A 14,239-nucleotide genomic window follows, 5' to 3' on the forward strand; every position below is an offset into this window, starting at 1 on the left:
CTCGTTCCTTCGCTCCGGGATCGGCCGTGCGAGTTTAGTTTTCGACGCGACCACCGTTCCCCGTGAGCGACGACGGATCGTTCGGCGTCGTCGAGGGGGTGTCGATGGCGCTTGGCGGCATGATCGGCGGGGGGATCTACGCCGTCCTCGGCGTGGTGACCACGATCGCGGGGGCGACGACGTGGGCCGCGTTCGTGCTCGCGGGGGTCGTCGCGCTGTGTGCGGGCTACTCCTACACCGTCCTCAACGCGATCGCCGACCAGAACGGCGGGTCGGTGACGTTCGTCCAGTGTTTCACCGGCAACACCACGCTCGCGGGGATGACGGGCTGGACGCTGCTGTTCGGCTACGTCGGCTCGATGGCGATGTACGCGTTCGCGTTCGGCGAGTTCGCCGTCGCGCTTCCGGCGGTCCCAGAGTCGGCGTTCGGGGTCCCGCTTCGCCCGGTCGTGTCCGTGGCCGCGGTGGCGGGGTTCACGGGACTGATCCTGCTCGGGTCGCGCGTAACCGGGCAGGCCGAGAACGTCCTCGTCGGGGCGAAGGTCGCCATCCTCGTCGCCTTCGGCGTCGGCGGGATCGCCTACGTCTACCTCGTCTCGCCCGACCCCGCCGAGTACGGGGTCGCCGGGGTGGCGTCGTTCGGCCCGATCATGGCCGCGGGCGTCTCGTTCGTCGCGTTCCAGGGGTGGCAGCTCCTCTTCTACGACCAGGAGAACATGAGCGACCCCGTCGGGACGACCCGGCGGGCCGTACTCATCTCGATCCCCGCCGCGGTGCTGGTGTACGTGCTCGTCGCCGTCGCCACGTACAACCTCGCGCCGGAGGCGCTCCGGAGCCATCCGCACACCGCGTTGACGGATGCCGCCGCGCGGATCGCGGGCGTCGTCGGCCCGGCGGAGGTCGGCGCGGTCGTCATGTCGCTGTCGGCGCTGTTCTCGACCGGGAGCGCGATCAACGCGACGCTGTTCTCGGCGGGCCACTTCGCGAAGGGGCTGCTCTCGAAGGACCTGCTCCCCGACCGCGTCGGCGACGCGAGCGCCGACGGCGTCCCCGAGCGGACGCTGCTGGCGCTGGGTGCGATCACGGCCGCCCTCACCTCGGTCGGGACCCTGGGCGCGATCACGAACTTCGCGTCGATCGCGTTCATCGTCGTGTTCGCCGCGATGAGCGCGCTCGCGTTCCGCCACCGCGACGGCGACGCGGTCAACCCCGTGCCGCCGGCGGTCGGCGCCGTCGGCGCCGGCGCGTTCCTCCCCCTGATGACGTGGCACCTCTACACGACCCGGCCGAGCACCTTCTACACGGTCGTCGCGCTGGCGGCGTTCGTCGTCGCCGTCGAGCTGCTGTACTTCGAGCGGGAGACGCTCGCCGAGGAGATCGAACCGGTCGAGGAGATCCTCGACGACGTGGGCGGATGAGCACGAACTGCACGGGCGGACGGGGACCGGTGTGGAGCCGGCGTGCCGCTCACAGCGACGGCAGCGACCATCCGCGCCGAACCGCGAGCACCCGGAGCGCGAACACGCCGACCGCGACCCCGAGCGTCGCGGTCGCCCCGCGGACGCCGACCGCGCCGGCGACGACGTAGGCGACGCCGCCGCACAGCGCGGGCGTCGCGTAGAAGTCCTCCCGGAGGACGACCGGCACCCGCGCGAGCAACAGGTCCGACAGCGACCCCCCGCCGACGCCGGTGAGCGTTGCCGTGACGACGACGCCGAACGCCGACAGTCCCGCGTCCGCGCCGACGGCCGCGCCGGAGGCAGCGAAGGCGGCGAGCCCGACGGCGTCGGCGACGAGGAACGCCGGATGGTCGCGGACGCGACCCGCCCCGCCGGACAGCGCCCACGCGACGAGGAGGCCGACGCCGACGCCCGCGAGCACGACGAGCACGTCGCCGGTCGAGCGCAGCGCGGCGGGGACGCGCCCGACGAGCACGTCGCGGACGGTGCCGCCGCCGAGCGCGGTGAGCACGCCGAGCGTGGCGACGCCGAAGGGGTCGAGTTCCGCGTCGGCGCCCTTGAGCGACCCCGCGACGGCGAACGCCAGCAGGCCGACGAGGTTCATCGCGGTTACCGCGGCGGCGGCGGAGACGACGCCCACGGTCAGGCCGTCGGCACCGTCGCCGCGAGCGCCTCCTCGAACGAGAGGGTCACGGCCCGGCCCGGCGCCAGGTCGAACGCCTCGTCGCCGCGCCCCTGGTTCGCGTCGCACTCCACGTAGCCGTGGCTGCCGACGGTGACCAGCGGGTCGTGTTTGTTCACGTCGGCGAACGTCTCGACGACCGGCACCTCGCGGACGCCCGCGGCAGTCTCGACGGCGATCGTCTCGCCGACGCGCCCGTCGAGGAACGAGCCGGGGACGTTGGTGATCGCGTTACCGAAGTCGTCGACGACGAGCACCTCGCCGGCGGCCGTCTCCGCCTCGACCCACGCCCTCGGGATCTCGAAATCGTCGTAGTCGTCGACCCGACGGAAGCCGTCGAGGGACCCGATCGCGTCGACGCCGGCCTCGTGGACGCGGGCGGCCGCGGGGGCGAACACGTCGCGGCCGTGGAAGGTGCTGGACCGGGGGTCGGCCTCGTCGACAGCGTAGACTTCCACGTCGTCCTCCTCGCCCGCCAGCTCCCTCGCGGGCGGAAGGAGACAGCCGTTGTCGGGGCCGACGAGGGCGTGATCGCCCGCGCGGACGCAGATCGCCGCGCGGTCGGTGCCGACGCCGGGGTCGACGACGACGAGGTGGACGCCCGGCGGGAACTCGGGGAGGACGAAGCGCAGCCAGAAGGCGGCCGCGCGGGGGTCGCCCTGGGGGAGGTCGTGGGCCACGTCCACGAGGTCGGTGACGCCGCGCGAGCGGAGGACGCCCTTCATCGCGGCGGGGTACGGCGAGCCGAAGTCGGAGGCGAGCGTCAACATCGGGGGATCACGCCGGGTCGGCGGTGGAGCTGTCGTGGTCGAGATCGAGGGAGTCGCCGGTGCCGTTGGCGTCCGAGGAGGCCACCTGCCGGATGCGGTCGACGCCGTCGATCTCGGCGATCGTCTCGACGACCTCGTCGGGGACGAGGTCCTCCCAGCCGTCGCCGCGGATCATGCGATCGCGGAGCTCGCTCCCCTCCAGCACCTCCCGGCGGAACATCGGCGAGGAGCGCACCTCGACGCCGGCCTCCTCGAACAGGCGAACCACGAGGGGGTTGTTCGAGTACGCCACGTCGAACTTCGGCGACATCGACTGGACGTGGCTCACCCACACGGAGTTGCGCTCCAGGTCCTCGATGGGGACCACGTAGGTGGTCAGGTCCAGATCCGCCAGCGCCTTCGTCACCATCATGACGCGCTCGCCGGCGGTGAACGGGTTGCGCCGGGTGTGGGAGTCGCCCGCGGAGCCGATACCGAGGACGAGCTCGTCCACCTCGCCGGCGATCTCCTCGACCATGTGGTGGTGGCCGTTGTGATACGGCTGGAACCGCCCGATGTAGAACCCCCGCATGGGTTGACGTATCTCGCGGCGAGTTTAAAAGCCCGGCGAGTGCCGCGGGCGCCGTGGTCCGTCGGATTCAGCGGCGCTACCGGCGGTTCTAGTTCGGGCAGGGGCGGCTCACAGGGGGAGAAAGTATATGAATCGACGGACCCTGTTTTACGGTAGCGACGATTCTATGAGCAACGATCGAAACGACAGCCGGGACGGCGGCGATGTCCTGGATCCGGAGGACGCCCCCGCCGATCGCGGCCCCGAGTCGAACGGGGCCGACGACGGGCGGTCCGGCGGCACGACCGGCGGCCGGTCGGTCGGCGCCTCCAACGATCCCTCCGACCAGGAGGCCGACATCGACGACCTCGGGAGCGACGTCGAGATCGACGCCGAGATCGACGAGGAGATCGCCGAGGAGCATCTGCTCGGCGGCCTCCAGATCGACTCGACCGACGACATCGAGGTTCCCGACCGACTCGTCGACCAGGTGATCGGGCAGGAACACGCCCGCGACGTGGTGATGAAGGCGGCCAAGCAGCGCCGCCACGTGATGATGATCGGCTCGCCCGGGACGGGCAAGTCGATGCTCGCGAAGGCCATGTCCGAGCTGCTCCCGAAGGAGGAGCTGCAGGACGTGCTCGTGTATCACAACCCCGACGACGGCAACAACCCGAAGGTGCGGACGGTGCCGTCGGGCAAGGGCGAACAGATCGTCGACGCCCACAAGGAGGAGGCCAGAAAGCGCAACCAGATGCGCAGCTTCCTCATGTGGATCATCATCGCGGTGGTGCTGGGCTACTCGCTGCTCGTCGTGAGCAACATCCTGCTGGGCATCCTCGCGGCCGGTATCATCTACCTCGCGTTCCGCTACGGCTCGCGCGGCAGCGACTCGATGATCCCGAACCTCCTCGTCAACAACGCCGACGAGAAGTCGGCACCCTTCGAGGACGCAACCGGCGCCCACGCCGGCGCGCTGCTGGGCGACGTGCGTCACGACCCGTTCCAGTCCGGCGGGATGGAGACGCCGAGCCACGACCGCGTCGAGGCCGGCGCCATCCACAAGGCGAACAAGGGCGTGCTGTTCGTCGACGAGATCAACACCCTCGACATCCGCTCTCAGCAGAAGCTGATGACCGCGATCCAGGAGGGCGAGTTCTCCATCACCGGCCAGTCCGAGCGCTCCTCGGGCGCGATGGTCCAGACGGAGCCCGTCCCGACGGACTTCATCATGATCGCGGCGGGGAACCTCGACGCGATGGAGAACATGCACCCCGCGCTGCGCTCGCGCATCAAGGGGTACGGCTACGAGGTCTACATGGACGACACCATCGAGGACACCCCCGAGATGCGCCGCAAGTACGCCCGCTTCGTGGCCCAGGAGGTCGCCAAGGACGGCCGGCTGCCGGCGTTCAGCGAGGAGGCCATCGAGGAGGTCATCCTCACCGCCCGCCGCCGCGCCGGTCGGAAGGGCCACCTCACGCTGGAGCTGCGGAACCTCGGCGGGCTGGTCCGCGTCTCGGGCGACATCGCCCGCGGCGAGGACGCCGAGCGCGTCACTCGCGACCACGTACTCCAGGCGAAGGGCCGCTCGCGCTCCATCGAGCAGCAGCTCGCCGACGACTACATCGAGCGCCGCAAGGACTACGAGCTGCAGGTCGCCGACGGCTACCAGGTCGGCCGCGTGAACGGTCTCGCCGTCATGGGCGAGGACTCGGGCATCATGCTCCCGGTCATGGCCGAGGTCACCCCCTCGCAGGGGCCCGGCCAGGTGATCGCCACCGGCCAGCTCCAGGAGATGGCCGAGGAGGCCGTCCAGAACGTCTCGGCGATCATCAAGAAGTTCTCCGACGAGGACATCACCGAGAAGGACATCCACATCCAGTTCGTCCAGACGGGCCAACAGGGCGTCGACGGCGACTCGGCGTCCATCACGGTCGCCACCGCCGTCATCTCCGCGCTGGAGAACGTGGGCGTCGACCAGAACCTCGCGATGACGGGCTCGCTGTCGGTCCGGGGCGACGTGCTCCCGGTCGGCGGCGTCACCCACAAGATCGAGGCCGCGGCCAAGTCCGGCTGCGACACGGTCATCATCCCGAAGGCGAACGAGCAGGACGTGATGATCGAGGACGAGTACAAGGAGATGGTCGAGATCATCCCGGTCGAGCACATCTCGGAGGTGCTCGACATCGCGCTGGAGGGCGAGCCCGAGAAGGACTCGCTCGTCGACCGCCTCAAGAGCATCACCGGCTCCGCGCTGGAGAAGACCGGCGAGGGCGCCGGCACCGGCCGCGGACCGACCAGCCCCAGCCCGCAGTAACGACCCGACGTGACGCGCTGGACGGCGTTCGCGGGGCTGGCGACCGTCGTCCTGCTTCTCCTCTTGGGCCTCGCGCGGCTATCCGAGGCACAGTTCGCACCCGTCGACGAGCCGGCGGCTCGCGGCGGCGACCGTTACGGCGACGGCAACGCTGACCGCGCCACAGGTGCCACGGGTGGGACCGACACCGCGCCGGAAACTCACGGGCCCACGGCGACTTCGTCACGTCCGGAGACGCCGTCACGTCCGGAGACGCCGTCACGTCCGGAGACGCCGTCACACCCGGCGACGACTCCCGACGCGGACCGGTCGCTGTCGGCGCCCGAGCGCAGCCCCGTCGCCGCCGCGGAGGCGGAGGCGTCGCTGTCGGCGGGCGTGTTGCTGGCGAACGTCGCGCTCTCGCAGGGCGTCTTCGGCGCGATGCTCGTCGCCGCCGCGGTGTGGGCCGACGTGCCGGCCGCGGCGCTGGGGCTCGTCCCGGCGGCGACGCCCCCGGACCTTGCGCTGGGCGTCGGTCTCGGTGTCGCGCTGTGGCTCGCCAGCGAGGCGGGCGGCCGGTTCGCCGAGCGGGTCGGGATCGAGGTGAACGAGGCGCTGCGTGGCGCGCTCGCGCCCGACACGCTCGCGGGCTGGGCGATCCTGTTGCTCGCCGTGTTGCCGACGGTCGCACTGTTCGAGGAGTTCCTCTTTCGGGCCGTGCTCGTCGGCGCCTTCGGCGTCGGCTTGGACGCGCCGGCGTGGCTGCCGGCGGGTGTCGCGGGCGTCGACCCGTGGCCGTGGCTGCTCGCGGTCGGCTCGTCGCTCGCGTTCGCGCTCGGCCACGGCGCGCAGGGGCGGGCGGGGATCGTCGCCACCGGGGCGCTGGGGTTCGTGCTCGCGGGGGCGTTCGTCCTCACCGGGAGCTTCGCGCTCGTCGCCGTCGCCCACTACCTCGTGAACGCGCTCACGCTGGTCGTCCACGAGTTCGACCCCGCCGCCATCGGCGTCCGCCGGTAGCTCTTTGTCCCGTGCTCGCCGCCTTCGATCCATGAGCGACGTTGACAACCACGCGTGGGACATGGCCGCGGAGGCGGAGGCCGACGTGGAGGTGCTGAGCATAGACGAGGCCCACGAGGAGTGGCAGATGATCGGAGGCGAGGACGGCGAAAACGACGACGGGAGCACCGACGACGCCGCGGACGATCCGGACACGTACTACCTCGACGTGCGCGACGTGCGCGAGCGGTGGATCGAGGGCGCGATCCCCGACGACACGCACGCCCCGCGCGGGATGTTGGAGTTCTGGGCGGACCCCGAGACGGAGTACTACCGCGACTACTTCGAGACGGACCGCCGGTTCGTGTTGTACTGCAACGAGGGCGGCCGGTCGGCGCTGGCGGCGAAGGCGCTGCGCGACATGGGGTTCGCGGACGTGGCCCACGTCGAGGGCGGCTTCACCGCGTGGCAGGAGGCGGGGTACGAGCAGGCCGACGTGGAGCAGCCGGACTACTCGGACCGGTAACTCCCGCGTCGGACGGACGGCGGACGATCGGCGGACGGCGACGCCACGCTTACCTACGTCCCGGCCGCGTCCTGTGGTATGCACGCGTCGAAGCGGAGCGTCGACCTGTCGACCGGGGCGGCGGTGTTCCTCGCCTGCGCGGCGGTCGTCGCCGGCGTCGGCGGCTGGTACCGCGGGACCGTCCCGGTCGACATGGCCGTCGGGGCGGGAATGCTCGCCGTCGGCGTCCTCGCGAGCCAGCGGACCATGTGGCTGCACGGCTCGCCCACCGAAGCCGGCGCGCTCTCGAACGCCGGGCTGTTCGCGCTCGCGACGGGCGCGAAGATCGGCGGCGTCGACCTCGGGATCGCCCCGATGGAGACCGCGGGCGAGGCGCTGTTTCTCATCGCCATCGCGTACTACCTCGTCCGCGCGTACGGTCGCTGACGGTCGAACGCCGGCCGAGAATCGACCGAACATTGACCACCGACCGAGCACCGTCCGACCTCCGGCCGATCATGCCCCCACCGGCCGACCGCCCTCTCGCTCAGAACGACTGAATTCCCTCGATCTCCCTGAGCCGAGCGGCCACCGCGCCGGGCGTCGCGCCCCCGACGTCGCGGACGCGGTGATCCGGGATGACGATCGGGATCGGGTTCGCACGGAGGGCCTCCCGGGCGGCCTCCAGGTCGGCCTCGTCCTCGTGATCGAGGTCGGCGGTCATCTTCACGACCCGCGCGAGGTCGACCGACTCGCCGTACGGGACGTTGCGAACCGACTCCAGCACCGACCGTCGGTCGGTGGGGACGGTGATGGCGACCTCGACGTCGGCGAAGTCGTCCTCGGCGCCGGCGAGGTACTCGCCGATCCGGTCCAACAGCGGGTGGTCGCCGTCGGCGTCCGACGGGAGGGTCTCCGGAAACGAGACGGAGATGAGCCGCCCGCTCGCGGTTCCCAGTTCCACCGCACGGTCGATCGCGTCGAAGCGGCGCCCGAACACGCCGGTGTCCCCCGGGCCGCCGCCGATGGTCGCAGCCATATCCGATCGAACGCGACGACGACGCTTCAATCCCGCCCGTCGCGGTCGCCGTCGGCGAGCGGATCGGGGGGCCGATGCCGAGCAGATCGCGGGGTCGACGGCGATCCGACGCGGGACCGACAGCGCCGGCGACCGAGCCGGCGACGACCCCCGACGCCCACCGAATCTTCGCCCCCACCGACGCAACACTTTTGAACGAAAGCGCCCACTGATGTACATAGATGAACACACGATCCGAGGAGCTCGCGCCGGCGGTGCGATCGATCCTCGAGGCCGCGAGCGAGCGGTCCGGCGGCGACGAGCGCGTGTCCGTCGACGCGCGGTCGCTGTCGGAGGCGTTCGCGGCCGCGGAGGCCGACGGGCGCGTCCCGGTGATCGCCGAGGTGAAGCCGACGAGCCCGACGACCGACGGCGCGCGCGACGACGACCCGGTCGCGCTGGCGGCGTCGATGGTCGAGGGCGGCGCCGCGGCACTGTCGGTGCTGACCGAACCGGAGCACTTCGACGGCTCCGTCGAGAACCTGACGCGCGTCCGTGAGGCGGTCGACGTGCCCGTGTTACGGAAGGACTTCATCGTCCGCGAGGACCAGCTCGACGCCGCGGAGGCGGACCTGGTGCTCCTCATCGCGCGGTTCGTCGGCGACGACCTCGCCGACCTGGTCGAGGCCGCGCGCGACCGGGGCTTCCAGCCGCTCGTCGAGGTTCACACGCGCGAGGAACTCGCCGCGGCGCTGGCGGCCGGCGCGGAGCTGATCGGCGTCAACAACCGCGACCTGGGGAGGCTGGAGGTCGACCTCTCGACGTTCGAGTCGGTCGCGCCCGAGGTGCCCGACCGGGTGACGGTGATCGCCGAATCGGGGATCACGACGCCCGCGGACGCCCGACGGATGCGCGAGGCCGGGGCGGACGGGCTGCTCATCGGCTCCGCGATCATGGATTCCGAGGGGGAGGACGCGTCCGGTACCGGCGGCGACGTTTCTGCCAACACCCGTCGGTTTACGGCCGCGGAGTCCGAGGAGGAGGTATGAGCAGCGAGGGCGAACGGAGCGGGACCGGCGGCGACGGCGGCGAGTGGATCGCCGCCGGCGACGGGAAGTTCGGCCGCTACGGCGGCCAGTACGTCCCCGAGGCGCTGATGCCCGCCATCGAGGAGCTGACCGACGCCTACGAGCGATACGTACTCAACAACGAGGACGGCTTCATGGACGAGTTCCGCCGGCGCATCCGCGAGTTCGGCGGGCGCCCCACGCCGCTCCAGCGCGCGGACCGGCTCTCCGAGCGCTACGACACCGAGGTGTACCTCAAGCGCGAGGACCTGCTTCACGGCGGCGCGCACAAGCTGAACAACGCGCTCGGGCAGGTGTTGCTCGCGAAGTACATGGGCAAGGAGCGCATCATCGCCGAGACCGGCGCCGGCCAGCACGGCACCGCAACGGCGATGGCGGCGGCCCACCTCGACATGCCCTGTGAGGTGTACATGGGCGAGCGCGACATCAACCGCCAGCGCCCCAACGTCTTCCGGATGAAGATCAACGGCTCGGAGGTGACGCCGGTGACGACGGGCCGCGGGACGCTGAAGGAGGCCATCTCCGAGACGATGCGCGACTGGGCGACGAACGTCGAGGACACCCACTACGTCATCGGCTCGGTCGTCGGCCCGCACCCGTTCCCGAAGATGGTGCGGGATTTCCAGGCGCTCATCTCGGAGGAGGCGCGCGAGCAGGCCATCGAGCGGACCGGCGACCTCCCCGACTCGGTCGTCGCCTGCGCGGGCGGCGGCTCGAACACGATGGGCGCGTTCCACGAGTTCGTGGGCGACGGATCGGTCGACCTGTTCGCCGTCGAGGCCGGCGGCTCCTCGCTGGCGGTCGACGAGGAGGAGGGCGTCGCGCCCAACTCCGCGTCGCTGTCGACGGGCAGCGAGGGCGTGCTCCACGGCGCGCGCACGAAGCTCCTGCAGGACCACGACGGCCAGATCGTCGAGAGCCACTCCGTCTCCTCGGGGCTGGACTACGCCGGCGTCGGCCCCGAGTTGGCGTACCTCGTCGACGAGGGGCGCGTCACGCCGGTGAACGTCGACGACGACGCGGCCATCGAGGGCTTCCACCGGCTCTCCCAGGAGGAGGGGATCATCCCCGCCCTGGAGTCGGCTCACGCGCTCGCGTACCTGCACGAGCAGCACGAGGAGCTGGGCGAGGTGACCGTTGTGAACGTCTCCGGGCGCGGCGACAAGGACCTCGAGTCGGTCATCGAGGAGACGACGCGGCGGGACGTGCCGAACGCGCCGGACATGTCGATGTTCGAGGGGGGGCTGTGACGATGGCGGAGGACCGCCGCGGCGACGCCGGCGACGACCGGTCGGCCGGCGACCCCGTCGCCGACGCGTTCGCCGACGGCCCGGCGTTCGTCCCGTACCTCGCCGTCGGCGACCCCGATTACGAGTCGTCGCTCGCGTACGTCGAGGCGCTCGCCGAGGGTGGCGCCGACGTGATCGAGCTCGGGCTCCCGTTCTCCGAGCCCATCGCCGAGGGACCGACGATCCAGAACGCCGTCGCGCGCGCCCTGGAGGCGGGGATGACGCCGACGCGCTTCTTCGAGTTCGTCGAGGATCTCGACGTGGACGTGCCGCTCGTCTGCATGACGTACTACAACCTGATCTACCAGTTCGGTTCCGGGCAGGGCCCGCGCCCGTTCGTCGAGAGGGCCGCCGAGGTGGGCATCTCGGGGTTCGTCGTCCCGGACCTCCCGGCCGAGGAGGCCGGGCCGCTCCGGGAGGCCTGCGACGAGTTCGGCCTTCACCTGATCTCCATCGTCGCGCCCACGACCGACAAGGAGCGCCTGGAGAAACTCGTCGAGGTGTCCTCGGGGTACGTCTACGTGCAGGCCCGCCTCGGCGTCACCGGCGCGTCGTCGTCGGTGTCCGACCGGACCGGCGAGTCGCTCGCGCGCCTCTCGGACGTGGACCTCCCGAAGGCGGTCGGGTTCGGCATCTCCTCGGGGGAGCAGGCCGCGACGATCGTCGAGGCGGGCGCCGACGGGATCATCGTCGGCTCGGCGCTGGTGGACATCGTCGCCGAGGGCCACGAGCGGGGCGAATCGACCGAGGCGGTCGCCGACCGACTCGAAACGAAGGCACGCGAACTGAAGCGGGGCGCGCTCGACGGGTACGGGCGACGGACGCCGGCACCCGAAGGTACTTCCGATTGAGTCGTTCGCAAGCCATTTACTCCCGATCACGCCATACCACACCAATGGAACACGCCGGACTCGCCGCACGCATGGATCGCATCTCCACCGACGACCGAATCCTCATGGTCCCGATGGACCACGGGATCACGCTCGGGCCGGTACGGGGGCTCAAGGACATCGAGGGGACCATCGACGCCGTCACCCGCGGGGGCGCCGACGCGGTACTCACCCAGAAGGGGATCGCCCCGCGCGTCCACGCCAACCTCAACGGCGCGGGCTACGTCGTCCACCTGAACGCCGGAACCTCGATCGGACCGGACAGCAACGACAAACGCCCCACCGGTACCGTCAAGGGTGCCATCCGCTCGGGCGCCGACGCCGTCTCGATGCATATCAACGTCGGCTCGGACTACGAGCCGGGACAGATGACGTTCCTCTCGGAGCTGTGTGAGGAGGCGGCCGACTACGGCGTGCCCGTGCTCGCGATGGCGTACGCTCGCGGCGCCAACCTCGCAGGCGACGATCCCGAGCACGACGCCGAGAACCTCGCGCACGCCGTCCGCCTGGCCGAGGAGTGCGGAGCCGACCTCGTGAAGACGGCGTACTCGGGCGACTCCGCGAGCTTCGAGCACGTCTGTGAGTCCACCCGACTGCCGGTCATCATCGCCGGCGGGTCGCCCTCGGGCGACCTCCGGACGCTGAAGGACGTGCGCGGCGCGATGGACGCCGGCGCCGCCGGCGTCTCGATGGGCCGCACCATCTTCCAGCACGACGACCCCGAGGCGATGACCGCGGCGGTCTCGGCGGTCGTCCACGAGGACGCCGACGCCGAGGACGCCCTGTCGGCGTCGGGGCTGTAGGACCGCCCACGGGACGCTCGGGTCGCCACCGCCGTCTCGTCGGGTGCTCGTCCGGTTCTCGGCCGCACTCGGTCGGTGCCCGGTTTTTTTGTCCCCGCAGCTATCCTTGTGAGCGGATGGCACCCAGACGAGCGCGCGTCCCGAGCCGTGATACGGAGGGATCCGTCCCGTGAACTACGTGTTCTGGGCGGTGGTGGCGATGGCGTGTTACTCGTTCGCGTTCCTGTTCATGAAGCTCGCGATGCACGACCTGCCCGCGTTCACCGTCATGCCGATCGCGGTCGTGACGCTGGCGGTGGGAGCGACGACCGTGACGGCCCTGTTCGGCGGCTGGTCGCTTCCCTCGGTGCGCAGCCTGCCGGTCGTGTTCGCCCTCGCGGCGGGGGTCTGTCTCGTCGGCGCCGTCGTCGGGTACTTCCGGGCGCTCTCGACCGGCCCCGTCAGCGTCGTCGTCCCGATCTTCGGGATGTTCCTCGTCGGGGGCACGCTCCTCGGCATCGTCGTGTTGGGGGAGGGCGTGACGGCGAGGAAGGTCCTCGGCATCGCGTTCGGGGCCGTCGCGATCGTTCTCATCGCCACCTGAGTCCGGGCCCGTCTCGTTTCGTGTCGCCCCCCGTCGCCGTATCCGCCAACTTGAAGCGCCGTCCACGATAGCGACCGACAATGACCCGAACGCGATCCGTCTGGATCCGGGCCGACGGCGACGTGGGCGACTGGGACGCGCGGCGCGAACGAATCACCGCCGGGCTCGAGGCCGGCGTCGACTGGGTGCTCGTCGACGAGCGCGACGTGGCGAAGGTGCGCGAACTGGGCGACGTGAACGTCGCCGCCTTCCGCTCGGACGCCGACGTGGACGTCATCGGCGACGCCGAGTCCGACGGCGACGAGGCGGTCGCGGACGCCTACATCGTCGGCAAGGACGGCGAGGGCGACGGCACGGTCGATCTCCCCTCGGACTTCTCCGGCTCGGCGGACCTGTCGACGCTCCGCCGCGGCGACAACCGCGCGCAGGGGGCGTTCGTCCGCATCTTCGACGAGGACTACGAGGCGTTCGCGGAGGCGGCCGCCCGCGACGCGGAGTTCCTCGTCGTCGCCAGCGAGAACTGGGAGATCATCCCGCTGGAGAACCTCATCGCCCGCATCGGCGACGACACGACGCTCGTCGCCGGCGCGACGACCGCCGAGGAGGCCAGGACGGCGTTCGAGACGCTCGAACTCGGCGCCGAGGGCGTCCTGCTCGACACGGACGACCCCGACGAGATCCGCAAGACGGTGGAGGTTCGCGACGAGGCCGACCGCGAGACGCTCGATCTCACGACCGCGACGGTCACCGCCATCGAGCGCACCGGCTCCGCCGACCGCGTCTGCGTCGACACCGGGACGATGATGGACCACGACGAGGGGATGCTCGTCGGGTCGATGAGCAGGGGGCTGTTCTTCGTCCACGCCGAGACGGCCGACTCGCCGTACGTCGCCTCCCGGCCGTTCCGCGTCAACGCCGGCGCGGTCCACGCGTACGTTCGAACGCCCGACGGCGGCACGAAGTACCTGAGCGAACTGCGCTCGGGCGACGAGGTGCAGGTGCTCGACACCGACGGGAAGACGCGCGAGGCCGTCGTCGGCCGCGTGAAGATCGAGAAGCGGCCCATGTTCCGAGTGCAGGCGGAGGTCGAGACCGACGACGGCGAGGTCGACCGCATCGAGACGCTCATCCAGAACGCCGAGACGGTGAAGGTCGCGACCGCGGACGGCCGCAAAGCCGTCACCGACCTCGGGGAGGGAGACGAGGTGCTCGTCTACTACGAGGACGTGGCCCGCCACTTCGGCGAGGCCGTCGAGGAGTCGATCATCGAGCAGTAGCGGGGCCGAGTTCGGCCCGACCGTCGGTC

The 14,239-nt window shown here is 71.0% G+C and carries 15 protein-coding genes; 11 read left to right on the plus strand and 4 right to left on the minus strand.

Annotation, left to right across the window (positions count from 1 at the left end; translation table 11 throughout):
• Positions 1-62: 62 nt before the first annotated feature.
• Positions 63-1,418, plus strand: coding sequence for an APC family permease (locus tag K6T50_RS14060; protein WP_222607193.1), 1,356 nt, complete (start codon positions 63-65; stop codon positions 1,416-1,418).
• Positions 1,419-1,467: 49 nt separating this feature from the next.
• Here the strand turns inward: K6T50_RS14060 and K6T50_RS14065 are convergent, their stop codons facing one another.
• Genes K6T50_RS14065 through K6T50_RS14075 form a run of 3 tightly spaced genes read right to left on the minus strand, consistent with a single transcriptional unit; the run spans position 1,468 to position 3,483 of the window.
• Positions 1,468-2,064: a trimeric intracellular cation channel family protein gene (locus K6T50_RS14065; protein WP_222608936.1), complete on the minus strand. Its 597-nt coding sequence runs from the start codon at positions 2,062-2,064 to the stop codon at positions 1,468-1,470.
• Positions 2,065-2,102: 38 nt separating this feature from the next.
• Positions 2,103-2,912, minus strand: coding sequence for an SAM hydrolase/SAM-dependent halogenase family protein (locus K6T50_RS14070; RefSeq protein ID WP_222607194.1), 810 nt, complete (start codon positions 2,910-2,912; stop codon positions 2,103-2,105).
• Positions 2,913-2,919: 7 nt separating this feature from the next.
• Positions 2,920-3,483: a nicotinamide-nucleotide adenylyltransferase gene (locus K6T50_RS14075; RefSeq protein ID WP_222607195.1), complete on the minus strand. Its 564-nt coding sequence runs from the start codon at positions 3,481-3,483 to the stop codon at positions 2,920-2,922.
• A 166-nt stretch (positions 3,484-3,649) separates the two neighbouring features.
• Between K6T50_RS14075 and lonB the strand changes: the two genes are divergently transcribed.
• From lonB to K6T50_RS14095, 4 genes are all read left to right on the plus strand, one after another.
• Positions 3,650-5,782 carry an ATP-dependent protease LonB gene (gene lonB / locus K6T50_RS14080; RefSeq protein ID WP_222607196.1) on the plus strand — a complete coding sequence of 711 codons (2,133 nt, stop codon included), beginning with the start codon at positions 3,650-3,652 and terminating at the stop codon, positions 5,780-5,782.
• A 9-nt stretch (positions 5,783-5,791) separates the two neighbouring features.
• Positions 5,792-6,778: a CPBP family intramembrane glutamic endopeptidase gene (locus K6T50_RS14085; RefSeq protein WP_222607197.1), complete on the plus strand. Its 987-nt coding sequence runs from the start codon at positions 5,792-5,794 to the stop codon at positions 6,776-6,778.
• A 31-nt stretch (positions 6,779-6,809) separates the two neighbouring features.
• Entirely contained in the window at positions 6,810-7,283 is a 474-nt protein-coding gene (locus tag K6T50_RS14090; RefSeq protein WP_222607198.1) for a rhodanese-like domain-containing protein, read from the plus strand.
• Between the two features lie 78 nt (positions 7,284-7,361).
• Positions 7,362-7,709, plus strand: a complete 348-nt coding sequence (locus K6T50_RS14095; RefSeq protein WP_222607199.1) for a hypothetical protein — start codon at positions 7,362-7,364, stop codon at positions 7,707-7,709.
• Positions 7,710-7,809: 100 nt separating this feature from the next.
• Here the strand turns inward: K6T50_RS14095 and K6T50_RS14100 are convergent, their stop codons facing one another.
• Positions 7,810-8,301, minus strand: a complete 492-nt coding sequence (locus K6T50_RS14100) for an MGMT family protein (protein WP_222607200.1) — start codon at positions 8,299-8,301, stop codon at positions 7,810-7,812.
• A 221-nt stretch (positions 8,302-8,522) separates the two neighbouring features.
• Here K6T50_RS14100 and trpC point away from each other — a divergent pair, with 221 nt between their 5' ends.
• The 6 genes from trpC (at position 8,523) to K6T50_RS14130 (ending at position 14,210) form a co-directional block, all read left to right on the plus strand.
• Entirely contained in the window at positions 8,523-9,329 is an 807-nt protein-coding gene (gene trpC / locus K6T50_RS14105; RefSeq protein WP_222607201.1) for an indole-3-glycerol phosphate synthase, read from the plus strand.
• A complete protein-coding gene (trpB, locus tag K6T50_RS14110) occupies positions 9,326-10,618 on the plus strand; it encodes a tryptophan synthase subunit beta (protein ID WP_222607202.1) in 1,293 nt (430 codons plus the stop codon). The genes trpC and trpB overlap by 4 nt, the downstream gene beginning before the upstream one ends.
• Positions 10,619-10,620: 2 nt before the next feature.
• Positions 10,621-11,508 (plus strand): tryptophan synthase subunit alpha, encoded by an 888-nt coding sequence (gene trpA, locus K6T50_RS14115; protein WP_222607203.1) that lies wholly within the window; start codon positions 10,621-10,623, stop codon positions 11,506-11,508.
• Positions 11,509-11,552: 44 nt separating this feature from the next.
• Positions 11,553-12,350: a 2-amino-3,7-dideoxy-D-threo-hept-6-ulosonate synthase gene (locus tag K6T50_RS14120; protein ID WP_222607204.1), complete on the plus strand. Its 798-nt coding sequence runs from the start codon at positions 11,553-11,555 to the stop codon at positions 12,348-12,350.
• A 169-nt stretch (positions 12,351-12,519) separates the two neighbouring features.
• Positions 12,520-12,933, plus strand: a complete 414-nt coding sequence (locus tag K6T50_RS14125) for an EamA family transporter (protein ID WP_222607205.1) — start codon at positions 12,520-12,522, stop codon at positions 12,931-12,933.
• Between the two features lie 80 nt (positions 12,934-13,013).
• Complete coding sequence (locus tag K6T50_RS14130; RefSeq protein WP_222607206.1) at positions 13,014-14,210, plus strand: 3-dehydroquinate synthase II; 1,197 nt, start codon at positions 13,014-13,016, stop codon at positions 14,208-14,210.
• The last annotated feature ends 29 nt before the right edge of the window (positions 14,211-14,239 follow it).

Origin of the sequence: Halobaculum magnesiiphilum (assembly GCF_019823105.1) — an archaeon.
In the GTDB taxonomy this organism is placed as follows: domain Archaea; phylum Halobacteriota; class Halobacteria; order Halobacteriales; family Haloferacaceae; genus Halobaculum; species Halobaculum magnesiiphilum.

Excerpts from the sequence above, each read along its gene's own strand:
- K6T50_RS14065 (WP_222608936.1), bottom strand. The coding sequence starts at position 2,064 with ATGAACCTCGTCGGCCTGCTGGCGTTCGCCGTCGCGGGGTCGCTCAAG.
- K6T50_RS14070 (WP_222607194.1), bottom strand. The coding sequence starts at position 2,912 with ATGTTGACGCTCGCCTCCGACTTCGGCTCGCCGTACCCCGCCGCGATG.
- K6T50_RS14075 (WP_222607195.1), bottom strand. The coding sequence starts at position 3,483 with ATGCGGGGGTTCTACATCGGGCGGTTCCAGCCGTATCACAACGGCCAC.
- lonB (WP_222607196.1), top strand. The coding sequence starts at position 3,650 with ATGAGCAACGATCGAAACGACAGCCGGGACGGCGGCGATGTCCTGGAT.
- K6T50_RS14090 (WP_222607198.1), top strand. The coding sequence starts at position 6,810 with ATGAGCGACGTTGACAACCACGCGTGGGACATGGCCGCGGAGGCGGAG.
- K6T50_RS14095 (WP_222607199.1), top strand. The coding sequence starts at position 7,362 with ATGCACGCGTCGAAGCGGAGCGTCGACCTGTCGACCGGGGCGGCGGTG.
- K6T50_RS14100 (WP_222607200.1), bottom strand. The coding sequence starts at position 8,301 with ATGGCTGCGACCATCGGCGGCGGCCCGGGGGACACCGGCGTGTTCGGG.
- trpC (WP_222607201.1), top strand. The coding sequence starts at position 8,523 with ATGAACACACGATCCGAGGAGCTCGCGCCGGCGGTGCGATCGATCCTC.
- trpB (WP_222607202.1), top strand. The coding sequence starts at position 9,326 with ATGAGCAGCGAGGGCGAACGGAGCGGGACCGGCGGCGACGGCGGCGAG.
- trpA (WP_222607203.1), top strand. The coding sequence starts at position 10,621 with ATGGCGGAGGACCGCCGCGGCGACGCCGGCGACGACCGGTCGGCCGGC.
- K6T50_RS14120 (WP_222607204.1), top strand. The coding sequence starts at position 11,553 with ATGGAACACGCCGGACTCGCCGCACGCATGGATCGCATCTCCACCGAC.
- K6T50_RS14130 (WP_222607206.1), top strand. The coding sequence starts at position 13,014 with ATGACCCGAACGCGATCCGTCTGGATCCGGGCCGACGGCGACGTGGGC.